The organism is Paenibacillus sp. NRS-1781 (assembly GCF_050467745.1).
GTDB classification, from domain to species: Bacteria; Bacillota; Bacilli; order Paenibacillales; family Paenibacillaceae; genus Paenibacillus; species Paenibacillus terrae_A.
The window spans coordinates 1-4,647 of the sequence record NZ_JBITPI010000099.1 but is presented as its reverse complement, the minus strand read 5'-3'; the positions used below and the strand labels follow the sequence as shown (position 1 = coordinate 4,647).

Annotated in this window: 6 protein-coding genes and 1 pseudogene; 3 read left to right on the top strand and 4 right to left on the bottom strand. The window is 39.6% G+C overall.

Annotation, left to right across the window (positions count from 1 at the left end; translation table 11 throughout):
- The 3 genes from ACIFO6_RS24050 to ACIFO6_RS24040 all read left to right on the top strand — a co-directional run.
- A partial coding sequence (locus ACIFO6_RS24050) for a CdiA family toxin C-terminal domain-containing protein (RefSeq protein WP_430044565.1) occupies positions 1–802 on the top strand: 802 nt, incomplete at its 5' end.
- Between the two features lie 11 nt (positions 803–813).
- Positions 814–1,191, top strand: a complete 378-nt coding sequence (cdiI, locus tag ACIFO6_RS24045) for a ribonuclease toxin immunity protein CdiI (protein WP_430044563.1) — start codon at positions 814–816, stop codon at positions 1,189–1,191.
- A gap of 407 nt (positions 1,192–1,598) precedes the next feature.
- Entirely contained in the window at positions 1,599–1,886 is a 288-nt protein-coding gene (locus tag ACIFO6_RS24040) for a hypothetical protein (protein WP_430044561.1), read from the top strand.
- 29 nt (positions 1,887–1,915) lie between these two features.
- Here ACIFO6_RS24040 and ACIFO6_RS24035 read toward each other — a convergent pair whose 3' ends face one another.
- The 4 genes and pseudogenes from ACIFO6_RS24035 to ACIFO6_RS24020 all read right to left on the bottom strand — a co-directional run.
- Complete coding sequence (locus ACIFO6_RS24035; RefSeq protein WP_430044559.1) at positions 1,916–3,538, bottom strand: recombinase family protein; 1,623 nt, start codon at positions 3,536–3,538, stop codon at positions 1,916–1,918.
- 90 nt (positions 3,539–3,628) lie between these two features.
- On the bottom strand, positions 3,629–3,754 hold the full coding sequence (locus tag ACIFO6_RS24030) for an SHOCT domain-containing protein (RefSeq protein WP_430044557.1): 126 nt from the start codon (positions 3,752–3,754) through the stop codon (positions 3,629–3,631).
- 219 nt (positions 3,755–3,973) lie between these two features.
- Positions 3,974–4,192, bottom strand: coding sequence for a hypothetical protein (locus ACIFO6_RS24025; protein WP_430044555.1), 219 nt, complete (start codon positions 4,190–4,192; stop codon positions 3,974–3,976).
- A 98-nt stretch (positions 4,193–4,290) separates the two neighbouring features.
- Positions 4,291–4,647: pseudogene (locus tag ACIFO6_RS24020) on the bottom strand (P22 coat protein - protein 5 domain protein); the annotation flags it as partial.

Here is a 4,647-nt window from a genome sequence, read left to right as displayed (position 1 = left end):
TGGAGCGCCGGGATTACTCGGAGATACAGCAAAAGCCGAATCTGCCCTTGCCAAGGCTGGAGATGGAAAATTCAAAACGAATGCCATCCGTTTTCCAACCAATTTTGAATCCTTGGAGAATTACTTGCAAAGTATATCCCGAAAGATGAATATCCGTATAACTAAAAGATCACCGATCCTCGCAACAGATAGAGGTCATTATAAGTTTCATGATCCTGGTCCTGACGTCCCACATTCTAAAGGTTCCGGTGCAAAGATTTCGCCTGAGAGACAAAAACAGATTGATGCATTAGAATCAGGAGAGTACTCGGGTAAGGGTAATAAGGGGACGGGTAAAAATGTTTTCTCTTATACTGCAGACTTTGAGGATCATATAATTAATGTGCAGGGTATTGTGAGAAAGAAAAATAAGGGAGTTGTTGGGGGACATAACAGGGAAAACTTCGAGAAGGCATTTACTGATGAAGGATGGAATCTTGAAGATTGTATAATTTATGAAAGAAAGCATCCTTATATTGATGGAATAACAGAAACAAAATATGGAATTCCAGCATTAGATAGGGAAGGTAATATTATAGTGGGTGAGCTGAAAAGTATTCCAAAACCGAAAACTGTTTATGATCCCCAAAAGATATCGGATGCAGATATTATTAAGTGGGGGAAAGAGGCTATGGAAAATGGTAAAGTAGATGGGCGTGTTGTTAGGGGAAGTTCATCTAATGGTTTAGAGTTTGAAGGATATATTGATGAAACGACAGGAAAAGTAACGAATGTATTTCCTATAGTCCCAAGAAATGAGTAGAGGTGATAGTGATGGATCAGGAAATGGGATATGATAATGAAAAAAATAGAAAAATGGTATTAAATTATTATAAAGTCTTAGGGGATGATAGGTTTTTAACGATTTTAGACAGTTACTCAAAAGGAGAAGGATATGGAGTAGAAGCAGTATGGTGTGTATTTGCTCATGAGTTCAAATCATGGGAAGAAGATTACTTCGGTGATACGGGAGTTATCTATTATTTTGATTATCCTATTGTGCCAGAAGAAGAGTCAGTTATTTTAGATAATGAAGTTTTTATTAAGTATTTGAAAGAAGCATCGACCGAGTACCTTACTCGTCATCCCGATCAGCTTGCTACTGTAGAGAATTATATATCAAGGATTGAAAAAGAATTTGTTTCAAGCTAACTGGCTGATGACTTAAAGTCGAAGAGGAATGGTGGGGCTACCCAGTACCGAATGAACCCATCATTCACCAATAACACAAATAACCCATGTAATACCCGTATAAAGATTTCTTCATTTCGGTTGTACGCACATCAAATGCTTTAATTTTACAACCTAAATAACGCTATTCCGTTACATTGAACAGGTCGATTATGGTCAGATACCACCATAATGGATCTGTTTTTTGTTATTATTACTTAAATGGGTTTTTTTACAATATTTAAATTTACATACCCAAAATTTTCTTAATGAAAAATATATTTTTAAAGATAATTCAACAACCCTCCACACTATAAAAACAATGACTTGCCACCCCTCCCAAACAGAGTTAACATACACACACTTCAACCACGGGAGGGAAATGTGTTATGTCAAATTGGCCAGATTGGTTTCAGGAAGCATTACGCCAACGTTTTTATCAGATAGAACTAGCCAGTGAACAACAAGCTTCATGTTCATCAGAGGACAACAATCTATTCACTCAAATGGATCAATTCAAAACCAACCAAAACGAAGATATTCAACGTCTGCTATCTGAATGGGAAGAAGCCATAGGCTATCAGCTAAGTCAGGACAAGCAATCCATCTACATGGAAGGAGTGAAAGACGGGATTCGATTGATTCTTCCCGTCATGCACTCCACAAATATTCTCTAGCCTATTGATCGTTTCAGCCTATGGTTTCGTTAGTCCAGTATTTCGTCTATGTCCATTCCACTTTTCAAGGTAAAAACAAAATGCGCTGGTGAGAGAATGGTTATCTTCTCCACCAACGCATTAAATAGGTTATCATCAAATTGTTCCAGTATATCCTGCTGTGTGCTTAGTACTTGAATGATTTCATCGACACGTTCCTTGAGTTGTGCCTTTTGCTCATGCTCCTGCTCCAGTGTCAGCTTCTGTTGTCGTAGCTCGTTGAGTTCACTTGAAAGCCTATTTGTTTCTTCTTCATATACGGCCTCATCAATCTGATTCCGTAGCTTGAGATTCACTAATTCCTTCAAGTCAGATTTCAATTGTTGCATCTGTCCTTCGATGTCCAATAGCGGTTCTTGCCCTACTTTGCTGGAAAGTACCGATTCAATATTGGCTTTCAACGTCTTCATGAATCCTTTCTTATTCTTATACATCCGATTAAACAATCGTACAAACGCGAAATGTAAAACTTGTTCATCGACTGATTTGGCATCACAGGCTACTTTACCTTTATTGACATACGTTTTGCATTGCCATACTACTTTTTTGGATGGGTTATTGCTGTTCCAGGTTCGGCGTTTAAAAATAGCTCCGCAGCATCCACAATATACTTTACTGCTCAGTGCATATTTACTGGAGTATCGTTTACTCTCCCCCATCACACTCCCTTTCAGCTTGGCCCTCCGTTCCTTTTCCTTTTGCACCGCTTCAAATAGTTCCTTCGAGACAATCGGTTCATGGTTGTCCTCAATTAAATATTGCTGCTCCTGTCCTTTATTCCTTATTCGTTTGTGGGTTAGAAAATCTACCGTTACCGTCTTTTGCTGAAGCAAAGCTCCGTAATATTTCTCATTCGTCAGAATTAATGTAATGGAGGAATCCCACCACGTATCGCCACCCGTGACTGTTTTAATGTGATCTCGCATCAAACCTCTGGCTATCGCCTGATAGCTTTTGCCATCCAAATACTCCTCGTATATGCGCCGCACAATCTCTGCTTCTGGCTCGTTAATCACCAATTCACCATGTTCATCCTTATCGTAGCCAAGGAAGCGAGTGGTGTTGCAGAAGACTTTGCCGTTTTGGAAGCCTCGTAATATTCCCCATCGACTATTCTCAGAAATATTCCGACTCTCGTCTTGGGCAAGGGAACTCAGAATGGTCAGCAATACTTCACCTGTTGTATCGAGTGTATTAATGTTCTCTCGTTCAAAGAATACAGCGACTCCGAGACTTTTCAGTTCCCGTACATATTTCAATAAATCCAGTGTATTCCTAGCAAATCTCGAAATCGACTTGACCAGTATCAGATCCAGTTTACCATTTCGAGCATCCTGTATCATCCGATTAAAATGCGTTCTATTTTTGGTGTTGGTTCCACTGATACCTTCATCGGCGTAAATATCCGCCATTTCCCATTCCAAGTTGTTTTGAATGTATTGGGTGTAATGATTCACCTGATTGGTGTAGCTTTCCTTTTGCTCCTCGGAATCGGTACTGACCCGGCAATAGGCAGCGACTTTCTTCTTTTGAATCGATTGAATTCCCTCTACGATGTCCATCGTTTTAATGGGAACAACGACGACTTTTTTTGCGGTTGTGGCTTGGGCCATAGGTGTTTCTCCCTTCGATATCTTCTTTATACGGTCACATGGTATAATGCTTGCGGCACATCATCAAGTCCATTTCTGCCCATGTTATAGTTACTTGAAAGATTTTTTATTAAGCTGGTCAATGGCTATAAACTCTTCTTCCGTAATTACATTTAGTGATCTCAATTGCTTTAATAGGCTTAGACTCAGTAGGTAGTCGATAGATTTTCGTTGCATATGTATGCGCTCCTTTGAAATAAAAAATAGCTCACCTCTAAGGCAAGCCGATAGATAATAAAGATTAAAATAAATTCTTAAGGCTAATGGTCTTTTCTATGGTCATGCTAGGATCACTTGCTAAGGTGGCTGTTAATATTCAAATAGTGGATCAGGATATCATCCTTGGATATGTCTGTTGGTTCCATGCCTAATAACCGTTTAAGTAAATTCAATGAATCACTCATGTGCTGACTCCTGTTTCTCCTTTATCTGTGCCTTCTCGGTACGTTTCATATTCTTGACAACTTGTGCTTTCGTTACAGGTTCATCTTCCTCAGTCTCATCTGGATTAGGCTCATTCACCTGCTCATAATGCCCATTAGCCTGTAACCTCAACACCAACTCCTGATCCGTGACTTCCCATGTGCAGCCTGTTTCTTGATTCAAAAACCACATCTTATTACCCTCCAAAAATGAAATTAAGGGCATCCAAAACGGATACCCCGAACGTGTTTCTTCTATTATAATGTGTTCTCATAATCATACATTTTCAATTAAGACTTATTCGCTGTGAGTACAGCGAGAGCTTCCGGCTTGATACATTTAGCTCCGAATACCTGTAACCCTTTTACTGCATCTGAAAATTGTTTCTCTGGTCTGAATGCTTCCACCGAATCCACTTGCCCTGCAAACGAAATCGCACTCTTATGACCTGCGATGATTTTATACTTAGCTCCTGCGGTATTTGGTACGTTATTCGATTTATAAACGATCATGCCATCAATATCTCCTAAATAGCCTGTGCGGATGATACTTGGGTCTTTCGTGAAACGAGCATCTTTCAGTAGCAAGCCATAGTACCATGCAGGAACCACCACAAAACGCTCGCTTTCCGGCACATTATTTTCATC